19 protein-coding genes are annotated in these 23,781 nt (G+C 54.4%); 13 read left to right on the top strand and 6 right to left on the bottom strand.

The window, feature by feature from the left end:
* Positions 1-67: 67 nt before the first annotated feature.
* The 10 genes from dnaA (at position 68) to ABWO67_RS03375 (ending at position 14,310) form a co-directional block, all read left to right on the top strand.
* Positions 68-1,486, top strand: coding sequence for a chromosomal replication initiator protein DnaA (dnaA, locus tag ABWO67_RS03420; RefSeq protein ID WP_353147536.1), 1,419 nt, complete (start codon positions 68-70; stop codon positions 1,484-1,486).
* A gap of 2 nt (positions 1,487-1,488) precedes the next feature.
* The gene (gene dnaN, locus ABWO67_RS03415) at positions 1,489-2,598 is read left to right on the top strand and encodes a DNA polymerase III subunit beta (protein ID WP_353147534.1); all 1,110 of its coding nucleotides are present in this window, start codon (positions 1,489-1,491) and stop codon (positions 2,596-2,598) included.
* 89 nt (positions 2,599-2,687) lie between these two features.
* Positions 2,688-5,138 (top strand): DNA topoisomerase (ATP-hydrolyzing) subunit B, encoded by a 2,451-nt coding sequence (gyrB, locus tag ABWO67_RS03410; protein ID WP_353147531.1) that lies wholly within the window; start codon positions 2,688-2,690, stop codon positions 5,136-5,138.
* A gap of 331 nt (positions 5,139-5,469) precedes the next feature.
* Positions 5,470-5,724: a helix-turn-helix domain-containing protein gene (locus tag ABWO67_RS03405; RefSeq protein ID WP_353147528.1), complete on the top strand. Its 255-nt coding sequence runs from the start codon at positions 5,470-5,472 to the stop codon at positions 5,722-5,724.
* Complete coding sequence (locus tag ABWO67_RS03400; RefSeq protein ID WP_353147526.1) at positions 5,724-7,022, top strand: type II toxin-antitoxin system HipA family toxin; 1,299 nt, start codon at positions 5,724-5,726, stop codon at positions 7,020-7,022. Before ABWO67_RS03405 ends, ABWO67_RS03400 begins: the two co-directional genes overlap by 1 nt.
* Before the next feature lie 400 nt (positions 7,023-7,422).
* Positions 7,423-8,364 (top strand): ABC transporter permease, encoded by a 942-nt coding sequence (locus ABWO67_RS03395; RefSeq protein WP_353147523.1) that lies wholly within the window; start codon positions 7,423-7,425, stop codon positions 8,362-8,364.
* Entirely contained in the window at positions 8,364-9,197 is an 834-nt protein-coding gene (locus tag ABWO67_RS03390) for an ABC transporter permease (protein WP_353147520.1), read from the top strand. Before ABWO67_RS03395 ends, ABWO67_RS03390 begins: the two co-directional genes overlap by 1 nt.
* A gap of 3 nt (positions 9,198-9,200) precedes the next feature.
* Positions 9,201-11,126, top strand: coding sequence for a dipeptide ABC transporter ATP-binding protein (locus ABWO67_RS03385; protein WP_353147517.1), 1,926 nt, complete (start codon positions 9,201-9,203; stop codon positions 11,124-11,126).
* Positions 11,127-11,157: 31 nt separating this feature from the next.
* A complete protein-coding gene (locus ABWO67_RS03380; protein WP_353147514.1) occupies positions 11,158-12,750 on the top strand; it encodes an ABC transporter substrate-binding protein in 1,593 nt (530 codons plus the stop codon).
* 18 nt (positions 12,751-12,768) lie between these two features.
* Entirely contained in the window at positions 12,769-14,310 is a 1,542-nt protein-coding gene (locus tag ABWO67_RS03375) for a M81 family metallopeptidase (RefSeq protein ID WP_353147511.1), read from the top strand.
* Here the strand turns inward: ABWO67_RS03375 and ABWO67_RS03370 are convergent.
* The 6 genes from ABWO67_RS03370 to ABWO67_RS03345 form a co-directional block, all read right to left on the bottom strand.
* The gene (locus tag ABWO67_RS03370; protein ID WP_353147508.1) at positions 14,307-15,257 is read right to left on the bottom strand and encodes a LysR family transcriptional regulator; all 951 of its coding nucleotides are present in this window, start codon (positions 15,255-15,257) and stop codon (positions 14,307-14,309) included. The two genes, ABWO67_RS03375 and ABWO67_RS03370, sit on opposite strands and share 4 nt — an antisense overlap.
* Positions 15,258-15,321: 64 nt before the next feature.
* A complete protein-coding gene (locus ABWO67_RS03365; RefSeq protein WP_353147506.1) occupies positions 15,322-16,740 on the bottom strand; it encodes an MFS transporter in 1,419 nt (472 codons plus the stop codon).
* A 38-nt stretch (positions 16,741-16,778) separates the two neighbouring features.
* A complete protein-coding gene (locus ABWO67_RS03360) occupies positions 16,779-17,567 on the bottom strand; it encodes a GntR family transcriptional regulator (protein ID WP_353147503.1) in 789 nt (262 codons plus the stop codon).
* A gap of 103 nt (positions 17,568-17,670) precedes the next feature.
* On the bottom strand, positions 17,671-18,696 hold the full coding sequence (locus ABWO67_RS03355) for a Bug family tripartite tricarboxylate transporter substrate binding protein (RefSeq protein WP_353147501.1): 1,026 nt from the start codon (positions 18,694-18,696) through the stop codon (positions 17,671-17,673).
* Positions 18,697-18,727: 31 nt separating this feature from the next.
* Entirely contained in the window at positions 18,728-19,504 is a 777-nt protein-coding gene (locus ABWO67_RS03350) for an HpcH/HpaI aldolase family protein (RefSeq protein WP_353147499.1), read from the bottom strand.
* A gap of 45 nt (positions 19,505-19,549) precedes the next feature.
* A complete protein-coding gene (locus ABWO67_RS03345; RefSeq protein ID WP_353147496.1) occupies positions 19,550-20,053 on the bottom strand; it encodes a 2,4'-dihydroxyacetophenone dioxygenase family protein in 504 nt (167 codons plus the stop codon).
* Between the two features lie 233 nt (positions 20,054-20,286).
* Between ABWO67_RS03345 and ABWO67_RS03340 the strand changes: the two genes are divergently transcribed.
* The 3 genes from ABWO67_RS03340 to ABWO67_RS03330 all read left to right on the top strand — a co-directional run bounded on the left by ABWO67_RS03340 (position 20,287) and on the right by ABWO67_RS03330 (position 23,724).
* Entirely contained in the window at positions 20,287-21,720 is a 1,434-nt protein-coding gene (locus ABWO67_RS03340; RefSeq protein WP_353147493.1) for a CHASE2 domain-containing protein, read from the top strand.
* A complete protein-coding gene (locus tag ABWO67_RS03335; RefSeq protein ID WP_353147490.1) occupies positions 21,717-22,076 on the top strand; it encodes a hypothetical protein in 360 nt (119 codons plus the stop codon). The genes ABWO67_RS03340 and ABWO67_RS03335 overlap by 4 nt, the downstream gene beginning before the upstream one ends.
* A 103-nt stretch (positions 22,077-22,179) precedes the next feature.
* On the top strand, positions 22,180-23,724 hold the full coding sequence (locus ABWO67_RS03330) for a M48 family metalloprotease (RefSeq protein WP_353147487.1): 1,545 nt from the start codon (positions 22,180-22,182) through the stop codon (positions 23,722-23,724).
* Positions 23,725-23,781: the final 57 nt, after the last annotated feature.

The raw sequence follows: 23,781 nt of genomic DNA, 5'->3' as shown, positions 1-23,781 counted from the left end.
GTTTACATGGCTTGTGGATAACTACCCCTTCAACAGGGTAGAATCGAGGTTTACAGAAGTGGTGGACATGAAAGATTTTTGGCAGACTTGCATCCAGCGTCTGGAGCAGGACCTACCTCCGCAGCAAATAAGTGCCTGGATTCGCCCATTAGTTCCCCTTGCGTTCGACGAGGCGCAGGCGGTGCTGCGGGTTTCTGCGCCCAATCGGTTCAAGCTGGATTGGGTTCGCAAGAATTTTTCGCATCAAATCGAGACGCTCGCGTCGGAATGGTACGAACGACCGGTGCAGATAGTATTTGAGCTGGCAGGTTCGGTGGCCTCCGTAGGCGCGCCCCGTGGCGGCCCCGCATCCCGTTTGGGCTCGGGGCCTCAACCCTCGTCGTCGCCAGTCGCGACCGAGGCGTCTGCCGCCGCTCCCGCTGTGTCGGCTGCCGCCGCGGCAGCCTCCGAAGTGGTGCATGACCGTTCGCGCTTGAATACCGATCTCACTTTCGATAACTTCGTTACCGGGAAGGCCAACCAGTTGGCGCGCGCTGCTGCCTTGCAAGTGGCCGAGAACCCAGGGGTGTCTTACAACCCGCTGTTTTTGTATGGCGGCGTCGGCCTGGGCAAGACCCACCTTATTCACGCAATAGGCAACGCGCTGCTGGCTAGCGGCAAGGGCACCCGTGTACGGTATGTGCATGCCGATCAATACGTTTCCGATGTGGTCAAGGCATATCAGCGCAAAGCGTTCGACGAATTCAAGCGTTATTATCATTCGCTGGATCTGTTGCTGATTGACGACATCCAGTTTTTTGCCGGGAAAAATCGCACCCAGGAAGAATTCTTCTATGCCTTCGAGGCCATGGTTGCACAGCGCAAGCAAATTATTATCACGTCCGATACCTACCCTAAGGAATTGGCCAATATCGATAGCCGGCTCATCTCCCGCTTTGATTCGGGCCTGACCGTAGCTATCGAGCCGCCCGAACTTGAAATGCGCGTGGCTATTTTGCTGCGCAAGGCCGAGACCGAAGGCGTCACCATGCCTGAAGAGGTCGCATTTTTTATTGCCAAGCATTTGCGCAGCAACGTGCGCGAGCTGGAAGGCGCATTGCGTAAAGTGTCCGCCTATGCGCGTTTCCATGGCCGCGAAGTCCTTACGGTTGATGTCTGCAAAGACGCCCTCAAGGATTTGCTGTCGGTATCGAATGGGCAGATAACCGTCGAAAACATACAAAAGACAGTGGCCGACTTCTACAAAATAAAAGTGGCCGACATGTATTCCAAGCGCCGCCCCGCCAATATTGCGATGCCGCGGCAGGTAGCCATGTATCTTGCTAAAGAACTTACCCAAAAAAGCCTGCCTGAAATTGGTGATTTATTCGGCGGGCGGGATCACACGACCGTGCTTCACGCGGTGCGTAAAATTGCCGATGCCAGGTCCAAACAGACCGAGCTCAACCACGCTCTTCACGTACTTGAACAAACCTTAAAAGGATAACCATGCAACTCGTACAAGCGACTCGTGATGCATTGCTCAAACCGTTATCGACGGTGGCAGGAATTGTCGAACGAAGAAACACCCTGCCTATCCTGGCAAATATTCTTCTGCGTAAAGAAGGTAACAGCGTCGCATTTATTGCCACTGACCTCGAGGTTCAAATAACCACGCACGCCCAGTTCGGCATTGGCGATGAAAACGAGTCGACTACGGTTGCAGCACGCAAGCTGCTGGATATATTGCGCGCGCTGCCTGATACGGGCGACGTCAAGCTTGGGCTGGCCAGCGCCAAGTTGTCGGTGCAAAGCGGTAAAAGCCGTTTCGCCCTGCAAACCATGGGTGCCAGCGAATATCCAACTTTGGCCCAGCCGGAACAGTGGGATATTTCTTTCTCGCTGCCGCAAAAAACGCTTAAGCACCTGTTCAATATGGTGCACTTCGCGATGGCGCAACAAGACATCCGTTACTACCTGAACGGCCTGTTGTTTGTTTTCGAGCCAGGTTTTGTGCGTACTGTCGCTACCGATGGCCACCGTCTGGCACACAGCGGCACTGCGGTTGAAGGCATTGACACCAAGCACGACGTGATCGTGCCGCGCAAGACGGTGCTTGAAATGCAGCGCCTGCTTAGCGATACCGACGAGCCCGTGTCGATCGACGTGGCCACCGGCCAGATTCGTTTCCGCTTTGGCGATGTCGAACTGGTTTCCAAGCTGGTAGAGGGCAAGTTCCCCGACTTCACCCGCGTGATACCCAGCAATTACACGCGCCACTTTTCGATCAACCGCGAGATCTTGCAAGGCAGCTTGCAGCGCGCGGCTATTCTTACTACCGACAAACTGAAAGGCGTGCGCCTGCAGTTGTCGAACAACCAGTTGAAGATCTCTTCTTCCAATGCCGAGCAAGAAGAAGCGCAAGAAGAGCTCGACATCGACTATGGCCATGAGTCGCTAGATGTTGGCTTTAACGTCAGCTACTTGCTTGATGTATTGGCTAATGTCAAAACCGAAACCATTCAATGGTCGGTACAGCCCGATGTGAATGCTTCGGCACTGATTACATCCCCCGATGATGATCAGTTTAAGTACGTCGTTATGCCAATGCGCATTTAAGCTCGCTGGACTTACGCCGCAGGAAGCGTCCCGGGCGAGCTGGCCGGGGACGTTTCAACAGCCGCAAGGCTTATATAAGGTTATAAACAATGTCAGATCAAACCACGACTATCGCCAATGCCGGATACGGCGCCGACTCGATCAAAATGCTCAAGGGCCTGGAGGCCGTTCGCAAGCGTCCGGGCATGTACATTGGCGATACTTCCGACGGAACCGGGCTGCATCACATGGTTTTCGAGGTTGTCGACAATGCCATCGATGAAGCGCTGGCCGGGCATTGCGACGACATCGTCGTTACCATCCACGCCGACAACAGCATATCGGTCAGCGACAATGGCCGGGGCATTCCCACGGGCATTCATAAAGACGACGAATTCCACCGCAGCGCGGCTGAAATCGTCATGACCGAGCTGCACGCGGGCGGTAAGTTCGACCACAACTCATATAAGGTTTCGGGCGGCTTGCACGGCGTCGGCGTATCGTGCGTGAACGCGCTTTCCGACTGGTTGCGCCTGAGCATTGCGCGCAATGGCGAAATGCACGAAATGGAGTTCCGTCGTGGCGCTCGGGTCGAGCCCTTGAAGGTCACCGGCAAAACCGATCAAAAGGGCACGCGCGTCCAGTTCCTGGCTGACAGCGAAATTTTCGAGAATATTGAATACCACTACGATATTCTGGCCAAGCGTTTGCGTGAATTGTCCTTCCTGAATAATGGCGTAAAAATCCGCCTGATCGACGAACGCAACAATAAAGAAGAAAACTTCGCGTTCCTGGGCGGTGTAAAAGGCTTTGTCGAATACATCAACCGTACAAAAACGGTGTTGCATGCCAACGTGTTCTCGGTCAGCACCGAGTCCACCATAGGCGATACAACCGTGGGTGTCGATGTCGCCATGCAATGGAACGACAGCTACACCGAGACCGTTCTGTGCTTTACCAACAATATTCCCCAGCGCGATGGCGGCTCCCACCTGACCGGTTTGCGGGCAGCCATGACGCGGGTGTTGAACAAATACATCGCCGATAACGACATGGCCAAGAAGGCCAAGGTCGATACGACCGGCGACGATATGCGCGAAGGCCTGGCTTGCGTGCTATCGGTAAAAGTGCCTGAGCCGAAGTTCAGCAGCCAGACCAAGGACAAGCTTGTGTCCAGCGAGGTGCGCCCCGCAGTTGAAGAAGCTGTGGCTCGTACCCTGGAAACATGGCTGCTTGAAAACCCGGCCGACGCCAAGGCCTTGTGCAACAAAATCATTGACGCTGCCCGTGCCCGCGATGCGGCCCGCAAAGCCCGCGAGATGACCCGGCGTAAAAGCGTACTGGAAGGCGCCGGCTTGCCAGGCAAGCTGGCCGACTGCCAGGAAAAAGACCCCGCCTTGTGCGAAATTTACATCGTCGAAGGGGACTCCGCCGGCGGTTCAGCCAAGCAAGGTCGCGACCGTAAGTTCCAGGCTATTTTGCCCCTGCGCGGCAAAGTGCTTAACGTGGAAAAAGCGCGTTTCGACCGCCTGATCACCAGTGAGCAAATCACCACACTGATTACCGCGCTGGGCACCAGCATTGGGCCTGATTTCAATATCGACAAGCTGCGCTACCACCGCATCATCATCATGACTGACGCCGACGTCGACGGCGCACACATTCGTACTTTGCTATTGACGTTGCTATACCGTCAGATGCCAGAACTGGTGACGCGCGGCCATATCTACATCGCTCAGCCGCCGCTATATAAGGTCAAGGTTGGCCGTGAAGAACGCTATCTGAAAGACGACGAAGAAGAAGCCCAATTCATGTTGCAGGTGGCATTGAAAGATGCGGTGTTGATTCCCAAAGACGGCGCCACCCCTATTTCCGGTGACGCCCTGGGTGAACTGGCACGCCAGTACATCATGGCCGACGGTGTCATCAGCCGTTTGGCGCGTCACATTGATATGCCGTCTTTGTCGGCCATGGCCGAGGGTGTAGAAATCAATCTGAACGATGCCGAGCAGGCGGCAGCATCGGCCAAGCGTTTGTTCGATGCTATCGATGATCCTTCCGTTCCCAATGGCGTCAAGGTGACTGTCGATGAAAACGAAGAGGGCGATTCATGGCGTCTTATCGTGCACCGTATGCATCACGGCAACGTGCGTGTCAGCATATTCGATCGCGCCTTTGTACGCGGAGCCGACTATGCCATCTTGTCCAAGGCAGCCAAGACTTTCCTTGGCCTGATGGGCGTAGGCGCGCTGGTTGCGCGTGGCGAAGGCGAAAGGCGTCGCGAGAAGTACATTTCCGACTTCCGCGACGCCATGCAGTGGCTGCGCAGCGAAGCCGATCGCAGCATCAGCAAGCAGCGCTACAAAGGTCTGGGTGAAATGAATCCTAGCCAGCTATGGGAAACCACCATGGATCCGACTGTGCGTCGGTTGTTGCGTGTACAAGTTGAAGATGCGATCGCGGCCGATGAAGTCTTTACAACGTTGATGGGTGATAACGTGGAACCTCGCCGTGCGTTCATTGAAGAGCATGCGCTGCAGGCGGGCAATATCGATATTTGATGTTTGTCGGTATTCGGAAAAGTTGGCCAAGAGTTGTGAGATAAGTTGGCCACTATTCTTGACGTAAAAAAGCGGCCTACTTTTTAGTGGCCGCTTTTTTATGCGAAGCGCACGTTTCACTAGGACATTGAATCCCTGGAGCTGGTCGACGGTCGACACTCTCAAATACACACAGTCATGCTTACAGCGTATTTGTTGTAATCTACAATTACATCGTTTATGATGTAATTTGCATTTACACCTTATTTGTTGTATCGGGAATTTACGCCTTATTTGATGTATTTAGAAAATACATCATTTATGATGTGCTTATCCTTATTTGGTGCGAGACATGACGATGAAATCGGTACTTTTATTAAAAGCGGAGCAACTTTCACCGCTCATCCGCTCTCTGAGAGAAGAAAAAGGATGGAACCAGGCTAAGCTCGCTCGTGAGCTGAACATCACTCAGCAAGCCGTTTCTCGCATGGAAAAGGACGCCTCCGGCCTTGCCTTCGCAAGAGTTTATGAGGTTCTTTCCGTCCTCGATACTCAGTTGGTCGCTGAGCCCCGACGACCCTTCAAAGATTCTATAGAGGGCTGGTAATGAGTGCTCTCGATATTTGGATGAATGGTGTCTTTGTGGGAAAGTGGCATCAAAAAGGCAGAACAGCTTCCCGCCTGGTGTACGACCCATCCTGGGTAGACCATCCGCAAGGTAGGCCTCTTTCACTTTCACTACCGATGACGGGTGCTGGTGACGGTCTGCGTGATGCTCCAGTCGACAATTACTTTGACAACCTCCTACCTGACAATGAGGCGATACGTCGTCGTATAGGTGCCCGATTCAAAGCCTCATCCCTGGATGCCTTTACCTTGCTACAGACCATTGGCCGTGATGCTGCGGGCGCCGTACAGCTACTTCCGGAGGGTTCTCCGCCTCCGGATGTGAAATCCATTTACGGCAGAGTCTTAACTGAAGCGGAAGTTGCAGAGCACCTAAGAGGCGCGATAATGTCGACAGGAGATGACTCCAGTGACGACTTTCGCTTCTCATTAGCTGGCGCACAAGAGAAAACAGCCCTTCTTTGGCATAAAGGTTCTTGGCATGTACCTCACGGTGCAACGCCAACTACTCACATCTTCAAGCTACCGCTGGGCCTGGCTGGGAACACGCGCTATGACCTGCAGCATTCCGTAGAGAACGAATGGCTCTCGATGGAGCTATTGAGGGCAATGGGGTTGCCTATTGCGAAAACGGAGATGGCTCAGTTCGAAGACCAGCGGGTGCTCATCGTTGAGCGATTTGACCGCAGTGTTCATCCAGACGGCTGGATTGTTCGCATCCCTCACGAGGACCTGCTGCAGGCGCAAGGATTGCCATCGCATCTCAAGTATGAGTCGGATGGCGGACCAGGTGTATCGGGCATGATGGACCTTCTTCGCGGTTCTGCTAACGCGAGAGATGACCGACAGACCTTTTTCAAGGCACTGCTGTACTTTTGGCTTCTTGCGGCTACCGACGGTCATGCCAAGAATTTCAGCTTAGCGATTGCTCCGGGAGGTACATTCAAGCTCGCACCGCTCTACGATGTACTGTCTGCCTGGCCTTGGGTAGGAGGCGGCGCAAATCAGGTGCACCTTCGAAACGTCAGAATGGCCATGGCTTTGCGCACTAATAATGCTCACTACCGTATGCGCGAAATCTACCGGAGGCATTGGCTTGCTGTGGGCGAACGGTATATCGGCGTAGAGTCTACAACGGCCATTCTAGAAGAGTTATTCGGTATAGCAGAAGGCGCAATCACCCTTGTACAAGAGAAAATTCCGGAAGGATTTCCCGCTCATATAACGGACACAATCTTTGACGGCATCAGGGGCAATCTGGCTCACCTTGCGCTGTAGTTCTGGTCGTCGCCATTGCGATAGCTTTTTTGTGCCTAAAGATTGAAAGCTTCGGGGGGGGGATGAAAAGCTTATAGTCAGAATGCTATTTTTGTAAGTAAGGATTTGGCCAAGTTTTCCATAGGTTGAGAAACGTATGGGCTTTTTGCGTCATCAAGACAGACTGCCGAATGCGCACTGTAGAGCACTGCCATCCCATAAGGGTAATCCCGTGGTGCGTGCAACTCGTGCGATGCAGAGATCGTTTATCTATGCGGGTTCCCAGCTATCGTTCTAATAAAGGCAATGCATTCTTATTAATATTGATATTGTTAGCACTCATAACACTACCTAGAATTGCGAGCATAGAAACGGGTGGGCTTTGTCTCCTGCTTTTTTTGTTTCAAGAATAAGGGGTGGAATGCTTTCCTATATATTGCGCCGATTGCTGATGACCGCTCCGGTCATGCTGTTCGTAGCGTTGTTCGTGTTCGGGCTGCTGGACTTTGCTCCGGGGGATCCTGCCGCCTTGTTGGCGGGGGAAGACGCCACTCCGCAAGATATTGCAAATATCCGGATGACCTTAGGGCTGGATGAACCGTTTTTCACACGTTTTGTTCACTGGTGCTGGAACGCGCTGCACGGAGATCTTGGCACGTCGCTATTTACCGGGTTGCCGGTTAGCCACATGATTTTGCAGCGTCTGGCGCCGACTTTTTCGTTAATGGTCATGACCCTGCTTGTGTCGGTCACCATTGCCATTCCCATGGGGGCATTCGCAGCCTGGAGACATAACCGCTGGCAGGACCGCGGGGTCATGGTACTGGCTGTGTTCAGTTTTTCTGTACCGTCTTTCGCTGTGGGTTACTTGTTGGCATGGTTTTTTGGCCTGCAGTTACGCTGGTTTCCCGTTCAGGGCTATGTCCCGTTTTCGTCAGGACTATGGTTGTCTTTGCACTCCCTGGTGCTGCCGGCGTTGGCTCTGGGCAGCGTATATGTCGCCTTGATTACGCGGATCACCCGGGCAACCTTGCTTGAAACCTTGTCGCAGGACTATGTACGGACAGCGCGTGCCAAGGGCGTCGGCAATCGAAATATTCTATTTCGGCATGCATTGAAAAATGCCGCCGTGCCCATTATTACGGTCATTGGTAGCGGGGTTGCATTGCTGATCAGCGGAACGGTAGTGACTGAAACCGTTTTTTCCATTCCCGGCTTGGGCCGCCTGACTGTCGATGCCATTTTGCGGCGCGACTACCCGATCATACAGGGCGTCATTCTGTTATTTAGCGTGCTTTATGTGCTCGTCAACTTGTTAGTCGATTTGCTCTATCGCGTTTTCGACCCAAGGATCAACTACTAATGCGCAATTTTCTTAAGACGCTCAAGCAGCATCCCACTGTGGCGGTAGGCGGCCTGCTTATTTTTGTTCTCGCTTTGATGGCAATTCTGGCGCCTTGGCTGGGCACAACAGACCCTTCCGCCATTTCTCCCATTCATCGTACCCGCGCGCCTAGCGCACAGTTCTGGTTTGGAACAGATTTGTTGGGCAGAGATGTCTATTCGCGTGTGATCTATGGTGCGCGAGTATCGCTCATCGTCGGGTTTTCGGTCGCGCTGCTGTCCACACTGATTGGTGTCGTTATTGGGTTGGCGGCTGGCTTCATACGCTGGGTTGATACCATTGTCATGCGCATCATGGATGGCTTCATGTCCATTCCCACCATTTTGCTTGCCATTGCGCTGATTGCCATTACACGCGCTTCTTTGCAGAACGTGATCATCGCAATCACCATTGCTGAAATGCCTCGCGTCGTCCGGTTAGTGCGCGGGCTGGTGCTGTCCTTGCGTGAACAGCCTTATGTCGAAGCGGCTGTGGCGGCGGGCGCCAGCCGCACCCGCATCATCGTCCGGCATATTTTTCCGAATACCTTGGCTGCACTGATGGTGCAGGCCACCTATATTTGCGGCGTGGCTATTCTTGCCGAAGCCAGCCTGTCGTTTATTGGGGCGGGCGTGCCGCCATCAGTACCTTCGTGGGGCAACATCATGGCCGAAGGGCGTGCCTTATGGCAGATCAAGCCTTATCTGATTGCCTTTCCCGCTATCTTCCTGTCTATCACCATTCTGGCGATCAATATGTTTGGGGATGGCTTGCGCGACGCGGTCGATCCGCGAATGGCGAAAAGGATTTAATTCATGAATGCTGCGTCTTCAAGCAACGACCGCCGCGTCCTGGATGTCGCCGATCTGTCTGTGGCCTTTGGCTATGGCGCTGAAGCTTTCCAGGCGGTCAAGTCGCTTAATTTACATGTTGACCGGCGTGAAACGCTGGCGATCGTTGGCGAGTCAGGCTCGGGGAAATCGGTCACCTCGCTGACCATAATGAGGCTGGTCGAATTTGGCGGCGGTCGCATCACGCACGGCAGCATGAAATTCCACCGGGCGGGGGCGGCGCCTATCGATTTGGTTTCGGCACCCGAGGGCGTGATGCGCGCGATGCGTGGCGCCGACATGGGCATGATTTTCCAAGAGCCCATGACATCGTTGAATCCGGTGTTTACTATTGGATCTCAGATCACCGAGGCGATACTGCTGCACCAGCATTGCGATAATCAAACTGCTGCGGCGGCTGCCCGGCGTATCCTGGATCAGGTGCGTATTCCTGACTCAGCCGCCATCATGCAGCGTTATCCCCATGAGCTGTCCGGCGGTATGCGGCAGCGGGTGATGATTGCGATGGCCTTGTCGTGCAAGCCGGCGTTGTTGATCGCTGATGAGCCCACCACGGCGCTTGATGTAACGATACAGGCCCAGATTCTGCAATTGATCCGCGAGCTTCAGCACGAAATGGATATGGGCGTTATCTTCATCACCCATGACATGGGTGTGGTCGCCGAAGTCGCCGACCGGGTAATGGTCATGCGCAAGGGTGAAGTGGTCGAGCAGAACGACGTGAATGGTCTGTTTGCCGCACCCCAGCACCCCTATACCCAAGCGTTGATGGCGGCGGTGCCCAGGCTGGGCGCCATGCACGGAACGACCATGCCTGCACGCTTTGCATTACTAACCCCTGAAGGCGTAAAAGAGAACGCTGTGCCCGCTAACGGCACAGACGTCTCGAACAATAAAGCAGAAGACCCGAACCCGAGCATTTCAGAGACTGGCGCCCGCGTTAGTCGTGCACCATCAAGCGAGGTGGTGTTAAAGGTTAGTAACCTGGTCACCCGTTTTGATGTCCGCGAAGGCATTTTCTCGCGCGTAAAAAAACGCGTGCATGCAGTGGAAAACGTCAGTTTCAAATTACATGCCGGCGAAACGCTGTCTCTGGTCGGGGAGTCGGGTTGCGGCAAGACGACGACAGGGCGTTCGTTATTGAATTTAGCCAAAATTACGAGCGGCGTGATTGAATTTGAGGGCGTTCCTGTTCGGCAGAATGATCCCGCATCGCTATTGGCTTTGCGTCGCAACATACAGTTCGTATTTCAGGATCCATTCGCCTCGCTCAACCCTCGTATGCGCGTGGGTGAGTGCGTGAAGGAACCCATGCTGATCCACGGCCTGGCCAACGGCGCGCAAGCGGATCGCCGGGTAGCCGAATTATTTGAGCGTGTTGGTTTGGATGCGTCGATGACTCGGCGTTGGCCGCACGAATTCTCCGGCGGTCAGCGCCAACGCATTTGTATTGCGCGCGCACTCTCGGTTGATCCCAAGGTGTTGATTGCAGATGAGTCCGTATCGGCGCTTGACGTCTCGATTCAAGCCCAGATTGTCAACTTACTGATTGACCTCCAGCACGACATGGGCGTGGCTTATCTGTTTATTTCTCACGATATGGCCGTGGTCGAGCGCGTCAGCCATCGGGTAGCGGTCATGTACCTGGGGCAGATTGCGGAAATCGGGCCACGTCAGGCAATTTTTGAGAACCCGCAACACCCTTATACAAAGAAACTTATGCAGGCTGTTCCGATCGCCGATCCGACTGTACGGCGTACGACAGCCCTGGAAGTCAGCGACCTTCCCAGTCCAGTTCGAAAACTCGGCGATGAGCCCAATGTTGGTGAACTGGTCGAAGTAGGGCGGGATCATTATGTAGCGCAACACCGGATTGGCGGTTTGTACTAATCGTCATTATGTCTTTTTTTAGGAGCCAGTAATGGATCGCAGGACATTCTTGATTACCTCGTCGGCCTCAGTGGCGGCCATGGCTATGCCTGGCGCTCTTTGGGCGCAAAATACCAAAACCGTATTCCGGTGGGTGCCGCAAGCCGATCTGACTTTGCTCGATCCCATGTTCACTACAGCGGCCATTACCCAAGGTCACGCTCAGTTGGTGTTCGACACCTTATACGGGCTGGATGCGCAATACCAGCCGCATCCGCAAATGGCTGCCGGCCATGTCGTAGAAAACGAGGGCTTGCTCTGGAAGATTACGTTGCGCGACGGCTTGCAGTTTCATGACGGTTCGCCCGTACGTGCGCAGGATGTGATCGCCAGCCTGAACCGTTGGGCCAAGCGCGACTTGATGGGACGCTCCCTGATGCAGGCTACTGAATCGCTCAGTGCATTGGACGACAAAACCGTGCAGTTCACATTGAAGCAACCATTCCCGTTGATTCTGAATGCCTTAGGCCGGCAGTCTGGAAATATGGCTTGCATCATGCCCGAGGCGCTGGCCAATACGCCAGACAACGTGGCAGTCAAGCAAATGATAGGCAGTGGGCCTTTCAAGTTTATCGCTGATCAGTGGGTATCCGGTTCCAGGGTGGTGTACGAAAAGTTCGAAGCTTATCAGCCTAGAAAAGACGATTTTGCACCTGTATTTACAGCTGGCCCGAAAATCGCCCACGTTGATCAAGTTCGTTGGAATATCATTCCTGATCGCGCAACCGCTATTGCCGCGTTGCAGGCGAACGAGGTCGACGGGGTGGAAATGATCGATAGCGATTTCCTTCCTGTACTGCACAACGACCCTGCCATCAAGCTGGTAAAACGCAGTTTGCCCACGATTGGCGTCATGCGGTTTAACCATTTGCATGCCCCATTCAACAACCCTGAAATTCGCCGTGCGGTGCTTAGCGTCGTCAATCAGACCGACTACATGACTGCTATGAATGGCGCTGATTTTCCTGAGTATTGGAGCGACAAGTGTGGCGTCTTTGTGCCGGATTCGCCTATGGCCAGCGATGCGGGCCTGGAAAAACTCACGGGTAAGCGCGACCTGGATAAGGCTCGCCAACAAATCAAAGATGCCGGTTATAACGGTGAAACCGTTGTATTGCTTGATCCTGCCGACTTTCCAACCTGGCATGCCGCCGCGCTGGTGACGGCTGATCTGTTCAAGAAGCTAGGTTTCAATGTTGACGTGCAAACTATGGATTGGGGCACAGCGGTACAGCGCCGCAATAGTCAGGAACCCACGTCCAATGGTGGCTGGAGCGTTGCTTTCACGGGCAATACGGGGCCAAACAATCTTGATCCCGCGGGCCATCTGGCGATGCGCGGTAATGGGAAGCAGGCCTGGTTCGGCTGGCCTACCAGCGAGAAGCTGGAACAGCTGCGTCTGGATTGGTTCAACGCATCGGATCTGGCTGAACAGCAAAAAATCTGTCGCGACATCCAGCTGCAGGTCTTCGAAGATGTGCCTTATATCCCCTTGGGCGCAACCTATCCCGTCAGCGCGCTGCGCAAAGAATGGGAAGACTTTCAACCACAAATCTCACTGTTTTATACAGTACGGAAAACCTAGGCTTCAGGAGAGTTTTACATGAGTGACACCGCTCCCAAAGTAGCCATACTGGGTTTTCATTTAGAAGCGAATGCCTTTGCTCCCGTCTCGGTTAAGGACGACTTCCTGGCCCAGTGCTGGGAAGAGGGCGAGCGTATCACTACGCTGGCCCGAGGGCTGAGCCATTTACCCAGCGAGGTGCCCGGGTTTTACGCTCGCATGGATGCCATAGGCGACTGGGAGCCGGCGCCGCTGATCGTGGTTGCCGCGCCGCCGGGCGGACCAGCCAGCGCTGAAGTCTGGACTGAGTTCCTGACACAGGTTGAACAACGCCTGCGTGCTGTGCTGCCAGTGGACGCCGTGTACGTCGCTAATCACGGAGCGTCATCGGCGGAAGGTGAGGACGACACCGAAGGAGCGTTGATGGTTTTGCTGCGCTCTTTGGTGGGACCCAATGTGCCGGTGATTGTGACGCACGACTTGCATTGCAATGTGTCATCGGAAACCGTCGCCGCCGTTGATGCGCTAATCGCTTATCGCACCAATCCACATATCGACCAGCGCGAAAGGGCTGCCGAGGCCGCCGATTTATTACATGAAATCCGTCAAGGAATGAAACCGGTGACGGCTTATATCCGTCTACCTATCACGCCGCCCTCTGTGACGTTGTCATCCGCCAAGGGGCCTTATGCCGATCTGATAAAGCTGGGTACCTCGCTGATGCAAACGCCGGGCGAGGGTCCTATCGCGAATGTTTCGGTTGCGGCTGGATTCGTGTTTACCGACCTGCCAAAATGTGGAATGACGATTACAGTAACGGCGCGTGACGACCTGGCAGCTGCACGGCGCACCGCTTTGCAGGTAGCGCGTGCCGCCTGGGCTGATCGCGGTCGCTACGTGGCCGACACCATTGATGCGGCCAAGGCAGTTGAACTGGCACGGGATGCCAGCCGCCCCTTGTTGTTCGCCGACGTTGCTGATAATCCTGGTGGAGGTGGGCGAGGCAATACCACCTGGTTGCTGCAAGCGTTCAACGAGGCGCGTATTCCAGGCGTGGTGCTGGGGGTGTTTGTCGCACCAGATCTTGCTGCCCAAGCGCATGATCTGGGCGTGGGCGCCGAGTTCGACGCGGTTTTTAATCGTGTCGAAAGTGACTATTCACGCCGATACACGGCACGGGCGCGGGTACTGAAAATTTCTGACGGCGAAGGTGTGGGACGCCGCGGCATCATGAGCGGCCGCAAGTTTTCCATGGGCGCCAGTGCGTTGCTGGAAATGGTCGATTCGGGACTACAGGTGGTGGTAGGCACTTTGCGTCGCCAACTGGCCGAGCCTGTGATGCTCGAAATGCATGGAATAGATATCTCGAAAGCCCGATGCGTTATCGTCAAGAGCCGCGGCCACTATCGCGCTGGCTTCGATGAGTTCTTCCCGGATGACGCCATCTATGACGTCGACAGTTCGGGGCTGACGACGCCCAACCTGAAACAGATTGCGTTCAAGCGTTTGCCGCGGCCGGTGTGGCCCATTGACGATGAAGCCGTCTGGGTGGAACCCGACTGGGCAGTCAACACTGGTTAACTTGAGGGGTCGTTCGCTAGCGGCCAGGCTAGCTGTTGCAGCCTTTTCCCTTCATACGAAGTATCGATGTGATGAATGACCCGCTGAACGAAACGTTCGGCGCTCAAGGGGAGTTCGCGTCCTGACAGCGTCTGAATATGCAGAGTGCGCTGGCGTAGTTCATCGTTGGTCATGGGGATGGCAACTAATTTGTCGCTTTCCAGTGACTCGAGCACGGTCAGGTCGCCGGAAAAACTGATGATGCCCCAATCGCGGCAGAAGTTTTGAATGGCGCCCTGATTATTGCTTGTCAAAGCAATATTCAGCTTGATTTTTTCATGCATGCAGCACAGGTCGACAATGAAGCGTATGGTGCTGCCAGGCCCCATTAACGCTACCGGCCAATCGGCGATATCGCGCATGGATAAGGTCGGCCTCGTGGCCAGCGCATGGTCGGGCGACATCACCGCGAAGACTGGCATGCGGCGGGCATACTGAATATGCACGCCTTCCGGTGGCGACAGGTTATAGCTCAAACCGATGTCGTCTTCGCCTTTTCGGACCCGGCGGTTGATTTCGGACGATTGCAACACGTTGAGCTCAAAGCTTACCTGCGGTTCAATCTTCCGGAATTCACCGATAGCACGCGGCAGCAGTTCACGGCCAAATGCCTGATTAGCAGATAGTTTGATCAACTTTTGACCGATATAGCTGAGATCCCGGATCTCGGCGTGGGCGCGTTCTGATTCCAGATAGGCGCGCCTGGCGTAAGCGGCCAATAATTCGCCCGCCTCGGTCAACACCATACCGCGTGCATGGCGATCAAACAGCGAGGTCTGATGCTTGTCTTCGAGCTTTTTGATCATGCGGCTGACCGCAGAGGGGGCGACATGCAGCTTTTGCGCCGCCACAGTCAAAGAGCCCGCGTTAACGACGGCAAGAAAGTATTTTAGTGCGGTATTGAGCATGGACTGATTTTACTGTAGCTGGTTCAGGGTACAGGCTCTTAGCGTTGCTCAGAAAGTTGCCAATTTACTCAACGGTATTACGGCTTACTTTTCTCTTGCTGTAAATCAGCCATGTTGCTAAAAATGGTCCTGTCGACATCACTAAAAACAACACCGCCGATGCGGATTTGGCGCCCACTGCGCCGCCAGGACTAACAAACCCCGAAAGGTTGGTCAGCATTCCAGCCAAGGCGCCCCCAAGGGCGAGGGCATACAACTGCACGGTAATGATAGCGGCGGATGCAATATTCTCTTGGCCGGCAGGGGCCGCGTGAAATACGCGTGTTAACAAATGAGACCAACATACGCCTATACCTCCGCCAACGCAGACCAGAGGCACAAGCAACCAATATGCCCCCCCAACGTACTGCTTTAAATCCAGGGGCATGAGTACGGCTAACAGGATCAGTGCAAGCGCCGAAACGAGAGGGCCGAACTGCACATAACGCTGGGTAGCCTTGGGCGAGCGGCCTGCACTGATAAATGAACCGGTCGTCCAGCCAAAAGAAAGCGACGCCATGAAATATCCCGCAACCAGAGGACGTTGTTCATGTATGGTTTGTAAAAAGTAGGGGATAAAAATTTCAATGGCTATCGCCAAACTTAAAAAAGCCACACATAAGTAATGCACGGCAAGGGTACCGCCGAAACGATATGTGCCGTGCGGCAATAAGTTGGCGGTTGAACCATTATCCGCACGACCGACTAATAAGGTCAGGACCAGCGCCGCTGCTAATCCTAATGCGTTAATTGTCCACTGATCCGATAGGCTCGCGTAAGACAGAAGGAATACCGACAAACCCAACACAGCGATTTTCCCTGCCGGTACTTTTACGTTCTTTTCACCGCCAGATTGTGCCGGCTCGATTTGTGTGCACACTAATAGCATCAGAAGCAGAACGACAGGTATCACTGACCAAAATGCCAGTCGCCAGTGACCCGACTGTGCAAAAATGCCCCCAATTGTGGGGCCAATTAGGGTTGCAATCCCCCACATACTGGATATCAACACCATGGCTCGCGGCCACAATGCTTTTTCGAACACAATTCGGACGGCGGAATAGCTCAAGCCCAGCAGAAAGCCTCCTCCCAGCCCTTGTATGGTCCTGCCCACCAACATGGCAAGCATGGATGGCGCTATGGCGCAGCAGGCGGTACCCACCATAAACACCACCATAGCGATGATGAAGGCGTTGCGTAAGCCAAAAGACTGTATGAATTTAGGAGAAAGCGCAGAGCCGAGAATGGAAGCCATGACAAATAACGTCATGTTCCACGCGTAATACTCCAGCCCACCAATATCTTGGACCACGGAAGGCAAGATGGTGGTGACTAAGTAGACATTGATAGCATGGACCGACACACCGCCAGCCAAAGCAATTGAGCGCAAACCATTGCGTCCACTTAATAGTGTTGCCCACGAATCATTCGTCATTGAGGTCATTCAGAAGTCTTAAATTTTATCGCCACTACCGGGCGCGTTTATATGCTCAGCTCGTAGCCTACGCTATATACACGTGAATCCAGCCAGTTGATGCTGACCTGGATGGGCTTATCTTGGGAAAAGAAAACATACTGGACACGCACAAGCGGATGGTTGCCCAATAAGGGCGCCAAGCCGGTGTGCAGTGCTTTGCTTGCCGGGTCTGCCCCTACGGTGACCTTGGCGTGATCGATCTTTAAGCCGCTACGCGCTTCAACGACGGGGTAGACGAAAAGTGGTCCCGCACTGGCGGCTTCATCGAAATTTGCACGCGTGAGTAGGGCACCAATCGATTGAGGAAAGTAGATTTCGCTGAACCCGATTTGGCGCTCGTTGTTCCCGTGAAAGAGGCGTAGCAGATAGAGCGGCGCGTCTTCGGATTGTGCCAGTAGGCGGGCTGCGTGGGCATTATGAGTGGTTTCATACGACTCGACCCGGGTTTGTTGTATGGCAAGCGGTCTCAGAATATCGGACAGTGAGCGCAAAGGCCGTTCGGCAGGAATAGAGGCGCTACGGCTGACGACCCGGGCTGGTTTCGCGCGCTGCTTCCTGATATACCCGTCTTTCTCTAGTAAATCGAGGGCTTGTCGCACGGTAAAACGGCTGACGCCGAAATGTTCGGCGAGCAACCGCTCTATGGGCAGATCCTTGCCTATCGCGTGCTGGTCGCCCAGGATTTGCTTGAGCAAGGTTTGATAGATAGTCCAGTACAACAGGGGGGGAGCGCCCTCAGCGGGCGCGTCACTCGCTTCCGGCGGTAGCGCAAGCGTTCCAGCGATTGGGTTCATGGTCGGCGTATCAAAGAGGAAACGCTGCTATAGCGCGTAAACAGGAACGGTGCCCCGATTGTAACCCACCGCATTTCACTCAAGCGCTTTGTCGCTCGGCATGTTAGCGGCCTTTTTGATTCAGTGAGCGCGCCAATGGTTCAAGCTTGGCGGAGGTTTCTTCGACGAATTTTTGCGCTTCACCAGATGTTTGGGGATCGAATAGAACCAGGCCCATGGATTCTATTCGCTGCTTTACTGCTGGGTCGGCGATGAACTTGCCCAGCGCCTCGTTCAGACGCTGGATGATCGGCTCTGGGGTACCGGCGCGAACGTCGATGGCATTCCAGCCGTCAAAAAGGGTTTCGCTGAAGTCAGCGTAGCCCAGCTCAGTCAACGTCGGCACGTTGGGCAGCTGTTGCAAGCGCGTATGACCGATGACAGCCAGTGGCACAACGGCGCCAGAATCGATGTGAGGCTGAAGGGAGATATAACTATCGGTGGTGACGTTGACGCGTCCGGCAATCACGTCAATATGCATGGGCGCACTGCCGCGATATTGGACCTCGGTGACGTCGGCGCCCATTGCCCGAGTGAGAACATACCCTGTTAGATGTGGGGCAGTGCCAATTCCCGGAATGGCCCACATCACTTGGCCGGGGTGATCACGCACATAGTTTTTTAAATCTGCAAAGTTTTTCACTCCCAGGCTTGCTGGTGCGACAAGGACAGTGGGTACTTGGGCAATCAAGGAGACTGTACGAAAGTCTTTCAAGGCATCGTAGAGCGGCTTTTCCTGAAGCGCCTTCATTACCGTTTTGCTGGAAATCGCCAGCAGCAGCGTGTATCCATCGGCAGGCTTGTCCAACACATACGACGAAGCGACGATCCCGCCAGCACCTGCCTTGTTCTCCGCTACCACAGGTTGGCCTAGCTCCTTGCTTAATCCTTCTGCGATTAGGCGGCCCGCAATATCGGTCGAGCCGCCGGCCGTCGCTGGCAGCACCAATGTGATGGGTCGGGTAGGATATTCGACTGCCGTGGCATGTGCCGAGAAAAGGACGATGCTGAACAGCAGTGCGGTTGCGGTCATCCAGGTTCTGCATGGCAGGTTACGGTGCACCGAATAAGTAAGATGATGGTTGCTCATGAACACCTCCAGGAAGTGATTTGCAGCAGGGCTAGAATGCTTCGAGTGCCTTTTGATAGGCGGCGGTTCGCCTGATGACACCTTCTTTAATGAATCCTTGATCGGAGCCGACCCACAGAAGACGGGCGCCCAGCTTTTTCAGCTTTATCGTATCTTCCAGCGTAGGTGCATAGGCTCCTACCGCTACCCCATGCTTGCGGCCTATCTCGAAAAGATGGACGACACGTTCAAGCAGCGCAGGGTTGCTGTAGTCAGGAATACAGCCCAGTCCGAGGGAAATGGATAAATCGCTAGCGCCGACATAGACCGCGCCCAAGTGCGGGACGCTGAAGATGCCTTCGGCATTTTCGACGCCCTCGTCGGTTTCTATCATAGCGATCGGCAACGTACGCTCTGTGGTTTCGTTGTAGTACTGCTCAATACCTTTCTGTTCAATCACCTGACCTAGATAGGGGCCAAAACTGCGCTGCCCTAGCGGGGAATAAAGGCACGACTCGACGAATTGTCTGCACGACTGCGCATCGTTGACCATGGGCGCAATCACAGCTGACACGCCGCCATCAAGCACTTTGGTGATCTCGGGTGCATTATTGCTGGTGACCCTAACAATGGGAGTGGCACCTTGGGCGCGTACCGCTCTTGCCAAGTCATTGACGTCAGCGAGTGCAATGGCGGAGTGCTGGAGGTCGATCATTACAGCGTCGAAACCCGATGATGCGACGAGTTCTGAGGCATAGCTATTGGCGACACTATTCCCGATTATGGTGATGCAGTGCCCTTCGCTTAGTTTCTTTTTTAAATTTGTCATGTCCGATTCCCTTGCAGGCTAAGCCTGATAACACGAAGAAATTATTTATCGAATCAATGCTTCGATTACCTCCGGCTCGAAGCCCTGTTCCGAGTAATGCTTTCGGGTCTGCTCCAGCCGGACAATTACATCGGCAATGGCGGTGACAGCACCGGCCTCGTCTACAGCGAGCAGGGAACCCTCGTTCATGACAAAGAGCTCAACCACTTCGTCGCCTACTACCTCGAAAGTATGCATGTCGCCTGGCACTTCCAGCAAATAGGAGCCGGGGGCATGAACCCAGTCCCGTCCGCGATAACGCCAGCGTCCACGTAGTGTGCATCCCACCACTCTGCCGCCGTGATAGTGCGCCGGTATATTTGCGCCCGGCTGTACTCGGAATACTCCATGCCAGGCGCTATGCTGGACGTCAAAGGAGAAGGGGTAAAAAGAGGCGCCTTCCATAAGCGGCACCCAGCGACGTTCGTCTTCGCGGTGAAAATGTTGAATAAGCTCGGTCGCTTCATTTCTTGCGACCAATGGGGGCAAAGCCCTAGCCTGCGTCACCATGCTTGTCTCCTAGTGTTAAATGTAGATTTGATTCTTATTGTCCGGATATCTGGCTTTCCGTATATTAATAAAGGCTCATAACCGTGTCAACGCAATCTTTGCCTGGTCCGTCTCTTTCATTACATGCGTATGCAAACTACGGAGCGTGATACATTACGCAACTTCAGTTACCTATAGTTTCATTAAGCGTTAAACGGTCTTTGTTGAGTACTCGTGCGGTGGCCAAGATTTATATGTTTCGTTTTCTCCGAACGTTCCTGCTGTTCGCGATCGTCTCCTTTTCCATGCTTTGGTTAGGCGACCGGCTGAGTACGCAAGGCATGGTGCTGACTCGCTACATGGCGACCGGGCAGGCGCCGTTGATCGGCCTGTTTTACCCAAACGATCAGCGCGACGCCATTACGGTCGTCATGTATGACGACGAATTCCTTAAAGACGCAAACAGCGCATGGCCGATTTCATACAGCGACCATGCTGGGTGGCTATTGCGGCTTACCGAGGATCCCGATGCGCGCCCCCGGGCGTTATTTCTGGACATCACTTTTGGACAACAGCGTGATGATCCCTCTTTGCCAGAGCTGCAGGAGGCGTTGTGCACCATTCGGCACGAGCGTGGCATTCCCGTGTTTCTGGCTGGACTGCACTCTAGGGAAGATGGCCGGCTTCATCTACGAAAAGATCTAGAACAGACCGTGGCGCCGGACGGCGCATCGTGCTTCGAGTTGGTTGGTGTTCGTCATACTCCCGATTCCGTCGATAACATGACTTGGAATTACCCCTTGACCACGTATGCGAATGGGCAAGGCTGGGTCTCGGGAACGCCACCGAGTCCCGATATGCCAGCTTTCCGCAGTGCGGCCATGGCTATGGCGCAGGATGTGGAAGGCATTGATCTGGGTGAAGAGACCTCACCGCTTGCGCTGATTTGGGGAGCAACTCCGCCCACGATAGAGCACCCACCGCAATTGCTGCGATATTGCCATGGAGGCAAGGTTGAATGGACTCGCGCCGTTCCGCACGTTCTACGACAGGTTTTTGGTATTTCTGAACAAAAACCGATTTGTCCGTATCACCCGACGCTGTCCATGGCGCAAGTTGCATCGATGGACGACGCCTCATTCGGCGAATACGCCCGCAATCGCTATCTTATTGTCGGTGCAGCGGTGGAGGGCTACAACGACATGGCCAGATCTCCCGTTCATGGGTTGATTCCAGGGCCTTATGTGCATGCCATGGCCCTGGATAACCTATTGGCATTCAAGGGCGAATACAAGCAAAACAGCGAATGGGATATTCCGCCTTCATCGGAGCTATTCATATCTGGTCTCGCCGCGATCTTTGCCGTCTTTGTTGTGCACGAGGCTTTCGCCGCGCTGCGTCAGAGGTTGTTCAGGCGGAAACACCGCCAGCACTGGTATGGCCGGGACACAAGCTTAGGCTGGCGCCTTCTTAATGCGCCGGCGCGCGTGGTGGTATGGCTGACGCGCACGGCGGCACAGACTGTCCTCGCGATGATCTTGATCGTCTTGCTGCAGATGTGGTTTCGAATCGGAATGTTGCCGGTGATAGAACTGGTCGGTATGACCATTCTGGCCGAAGGCTTGAACTACACGGAAAAGCTACGCACGTTTTTTATGGGAAAAACCAGAAGGGGGACTTGGGAATGAAATCTGTCACGAAAATAGTAGCGACCGCATTGGTGCTGTGTCTGCCTTTGTATGCCGCGGCGCAGGACGAGATCGTCGGCGCGAGCAGCAAGTCGCGCAAGGCGCTGGAACTATACAGTCAAGCAGGCGGGACGGCACCCGTGCGCGAGATCAATGTGAATGAAATTGGCTGGCCTTTGCCGGTGAAAGAGAAAAAATCAGGATACCTGGCTGTGCAGATCAAGGGTGAGAACTATTGGGTGCGCAACATCCATGTTCGTGTCAAGAAAGGCTCTACCGCGGACTGCGTTGCCATGGCTGTACGTAGCGAACTTACCAACTCGATGCCTGGCATCGGTTCTGGCTCTTGCAAATAGGTCAATGATGCAAACGACTATTCTGGCGCGCCCGGCGGCTCGCACTCTTTTTCGTCTTTGCATGCTTATTGCATGCGCAGCGTCATTGGCGGGCTGCCAGACAATGTCTGGTTCTTCGTGGTCGTTGCTGGGCAATAGCAAGGGCGACGCTGAAACACTGCGATCTGATTACGCGGCACCCGAGCCCCGTCAGTGGGCAGATCGGCGGGACGATATCATCAATCAACGTGCGACAGGCTATGGCTTGGTGCATATGCCGACGATGCAGCGATATCTTGACGGCCTGTTAGCCCAAATCAAGAAACAGGCGGGCGTGCCTGATTGGCCGGGTTCCGTGCATGTGCTGGCTTCGTCCGGACTGGATGCCTATGCCACTGCTGCCGGTAATATCTACATTTCGCAAAGTTGGCTGTCCTCCGCGGAAAGCGAAGATGAAATTGTGGCGCTGTTGTCCCACGAGTTCGGACATATCTACCTGCACTATCATGAGCTCGATACGGCTCTGGATCATAGCAATCAGGTGGCAACCTGGGTTGCGATGGGCGTCGGAATCGCCACAAATGCGGCGGCCGTTAGTGGCTGGACGCACGTCGATAGTGTTACGTCTGCATATATGCTGGGTCGCGAACTTGCCGCGGCGGCATGGGGCAGGTCACAAGAGTCCGCGGCCGACCTGTTCGGACTCTCTATTAGCCTTAAGCGCGGTTATTCGTATGGGGCTGGCTACAAAACCATGCTCGAACGACTAGCTACCTGGGAAGAGGAAAACGAAAAGCAGGCAGCCGTTATGCGCGAACAGATGCGCCAGGCATTGAAGCAGGAAGCCGAGCAAGGGGGCGCCGCCGCCGCAGAAAAAGCTAAGACGTCTCTGGATGCGGCGTTGTCGGTGCCAGTCATTCATCTGAATTTTGCTCTTACCAGTGCTCTGCAATTGGGAAGTGACGGAGTGAGCGATATATGGAAGAGCACGACCAGCAAACATCCCGAGACCTTGGCGCGACTGGATCGTCTGACCGCCGCCGTCGACTTGCTGCCTCCAGAAGAGGTCAAGGAAGACGCGACCACGACACCATGGCTGAAAGCGCAGGGAGAACGCAGAACGGCGCAGACACTGAAGAATTATCAATCGGCGATTCAGGCACTTCAGAATTTGGAAAGCCCGGCCGCCATGGGCCTGGCCACGAAAGCGGCATCTGGACCCACAGCAAGGCATACTTTGCCCTTGCATGCGTTGTTCAAGGCTCAGCTGGCACGGGCGGGAAGCAAAAAGGGCGGGCGTGCGTCAGGTCGGGTGGGCGACGTCCTGCAACGAAACATGGTAGCCGAACCTGATCGCTCCTGGTTCAGTTATGCGGAGTATGCAACGCAGTTACTGGCGCAGAACCGTAAATCCGAGGCTGCCAAAGTCATCGATATGGGTCTGAGCCATTTTGGAAATGCACCCGATGCATGGCCGCAGGCTATTGGCTTCTATGGTCAAACGCGAGGATGGAGCGCTGCGAAGCAGCGGGCGGAGGAGTGTAAGCGTAAATTTGCAAGACTGGCGCAAGCATGTAGTAATGCGGCAGCCAGCCCGGCGGATATTGCTCAGCAGCAAAAGGCATCTGAAGAGAAAGCGGCCGCTATTGTGAAGCGGCTATTCAACTAAATAATGCGCTTAGTTTGACTCTGCCAATGGGAAGAAGCACGCCGCCTGCCTGTTTGC

It is taken from the genome of Pollutimonas bauzanensis, assembly GCF_040393045.1.
Taxonomy (GTDB): Bacteria; Pseudomonadota; Gammaproteobacteria; order Burkholderiales; family Burkholderiaceae_B; genus Pollutimonas; species Pollutimonas bauzanensis_A.
The sequence above is the reverse complement of the archived record's forward strand: the minus strand, read 5'-3'. Positions and strand labels throughout refer to the sequence as shown.

Coding starts and splice junctions, on each gene's coding strand:
- ABWO67_RS03345 (WP_353147496.1), bottom strand. CDS start 20,053: ATGGTGACGCAGGCTAGGGCTTTGCCCCCATTGGTCGCAAGAAATGAA.
- ABWO67_RS03355 (WP_353147501.1), bottom strand. CDS start 18,696: ATGAGCAACCATCATCTTACTTATTCGGTGCACCGTAACCTGCCATGC.
- ABWO67_RS03330 (WP_353147487.1), top strand. CDS start 22,180: ATGTCTGGTTCTTCGTGGTCGTTGCTGGGCAATAGCAAGGGCGACGCT.
- ABWO67_RS03380 (WP_353147514.1), top strand. CDS start 11,158: ATGGATCGCAGGACATTCTTGATTACCTCGTCGGCCTCAGTGGCGGCC.
- ABWO67_RS03340 (WP_353147493.1), top strand. CDS start 20,287: ATGTTTCGTTTTCTCCGAACGTTCCTGCTGTTCGCGATCGTCTCCTTT.
- gyrB (WP_353147531.1), top strand. CDS start 2,688: ATGTCAGATCAAACCACGACTATCGCCAATGCCGGATACGGCGCCGAC.
- ABWO67_RS03390 (WP_353147520.1), top strand. CDS start 8,364: ATGCGCAATTTTCTTAAGACGCTCAAGCAGCATCCCACTGTGGCGGTA.
- ABWO67_RS03370 (WP_353147508.1), bottom strand. CDS start 15,257: ATGCTCAATACCGCACTAAAATACTTTCTTGCCGTCGTTAACGCGGGC.
- ABWO67_RS03400 (WP_353147526.1), top strand. CDS start 5,724: ATGAGTGCTCTCGATATTTGGATGAATGGTGTCTTTGTGGGAAAGTGG.
- ABWO67_RS03375 (WP_353147511.1), top strand. CDS start 12,769: ATGAGTGACACCGCTCCCAAAGTAGCCATACTGGGTTTTCATTTAGAA.
- ABWO67_RS03365 (WP_353147506.1), bottom strand. CDS start 16,740: ATGACCTCAATGACGAATGATTCGTGGGCAACACTATTAAGTGGACGC.
- ABWO67_RS03335 (WP_353147490.1), top strand. CDS start 21,717: ATGAAATCTGTCACGAAAATAGTAGCGACCGCATTGGTGCTGTGTCTG.
- ABWO67_RS03350 (WP_353147499.1), bottom strand. CDS start 19,504: ATGACAAATTTAAAAAAGAAACTAAGCGAAGGGCACTGCATCACCATA.
- ABWO67_RS03385 (WP_353147517.1), top strand. CDS start 9,201: ATGAATGCTGCGTCTTCAAGCAACGACCGCCGCGTCCTGGATGTCGCC.
- ABWO67_RS03360 (WP_353147503.1), bottom strand. CDS start 17,567: ATGAACCCAATCGCTGGAACGCTTGCGCTACCGCCGGAAGCGAGTGAC.
- ABWO67_RS03395 (WP_353147523.1), top strand. CDS start 7,423: ATGCTTTCCTATATATTGCGCCGATTGCTGATGACCGCTCCGGTCATG.
- dnaA (WP_353147536.1), top strand. CDS start 68: ATGAAAGATTTTTGGCAGACTTGCATCCAGCGTCTGGAGCAGGACCTA.
- dnaN (WP_353147534.1), top strand. CDS start 1,489: ATGCAACTCGTACAAGCGACTCGTGATGCATTGCTCAAACCGTTATCG.
- ABWO67_RS03405 (WP_353147528.1), top strand. CDS start 5,470: ATGACGATGAAATCGGTACTTTTATTAAAAGCGGAGCAACTTTCACCG.